Consider the following 1,099-nt stretch of genomic DNA (forward strand, 5'->3'; position numbering starts at 1 on the left):
TGGTTCTCAATTGCGGATAGCCTGCAATAACCTCGCGCGAGGTATTGAGGCCTTGGTTGGCTCACATGGTTTAGGCATGTGGGTAAACACTGGCCCGGTGTTGGCGCACCGGGTCAGTGCCTCTCTCTAATCGTTCTGTATTGCTTGGGATTGAATCAGTCGATCCAGCTTGCCGTTAATGTCCCGCAGGTCTTGCCGAATCTCCGCTCTGAGTACATCGATGCGGCTGTCGCTGCGTGCCTGGTTTTTGTTGATGAACTCGATGGACTGCGAGTTTTGGGATACCCGCTGATCAATGCTGCTCGCCCAGATGAACGCCGAAATGGCGATGCCCAGCGTCGTCAGGATATGACCGACGCTGATCGACTTGTCTATGTGAAACTGTCGACGGACAGTATTCATATTGTCACCTTGCGACACGAGGCCTCCTGCATATAAAAAACCCGGCTCATTGGCCGGGTAAAGGTTGATTCTCATCGAGTTCAGAGGGGTGGGCTCCCCTCTAGGGCAGAACGCCCAAGTTAGAGAAACCATACCCTTCTACTGCAGAAATGTGATTGCCCGCAGGCATGAAGTGTTGTTACTGGCGAAGCTGGCCGGAGGTGTAGCGCATCTGCCCAGCGGTGTTGAGTACCTGGGCGACACCGATCTGATACTTGGCGATCATTTCCAGAGTGGCTCGGTGGGCCATCCAGGCGGCGGAGACGTCGTAGCCTAGTGCTGTGACATCGGCCAGTACGTATTCGATGGGGTTGGGGTAGCTGGGATCGAACAAATCCTGGTTAGAGAGCTCACCACCCCAGCTTGATGCGGGGTAGTTGTGAAGGCGATGTTGCTCAGCGGCTTTGCGCTCTTCCTGAAGCCGGATTTCCAGTGCTTCGCGCTCCCTTTTGACTTTGGCGAGCTCGAATTCGAGGTGGTCTACTTGATTGCTGAGGCTTGCCTCTCTGGAGCTGTTAGTTGAGTCCTTGAAACCAAAAAGAGTACCGAAAAAACTGATCATGAAGTGAATCCCTATAAACCTAGGTGTCTGAGTCAGACTACACTTAGCAGTTTGAAACTGAACGCAAACTGAATATACAGATTTTTTGCAATAACC

2 protein-coding genes are annotated in these 1,099 nt (G+C 52.5%); both read right to left on the minus strand.

The features are described 5' to 3' along the window. Nucleotides 1-126 precede the first annotated feature (126 nt). Nucleotides 127-477 (minus strand): hypothetical protein, encoded by a 351-nt coding sequence (locus V6D20_09170; GenBank protein ID HEY9815948.1) that lies wholly within the window; start codon nucleotides 475-477, stop codon nucleotides 127-129. A gap of 103 nt (nucleotides 478-580) precedes the next feature. Continuing rightward, nucleotides 581-1,003, minus strand: a complete 423-nt coding sequence (locus V6D20_09175; protein HEY9815949.1) for a hypothetical protein — start codon at nucleotides 1,001-1,003, stop codon at nucleotides 581-583. Nucleotides 1,004-1,099: the final 96 nt, after the last annotated feature.

It is taken from the genome of Candidatus Obscuribacterales bacterium, assembly GCA_036703605.1.
GTDB lineage: Bacteria > Cyanobacteriota > Cyanobacteriia > RECH01 > RECH01 > RECH01.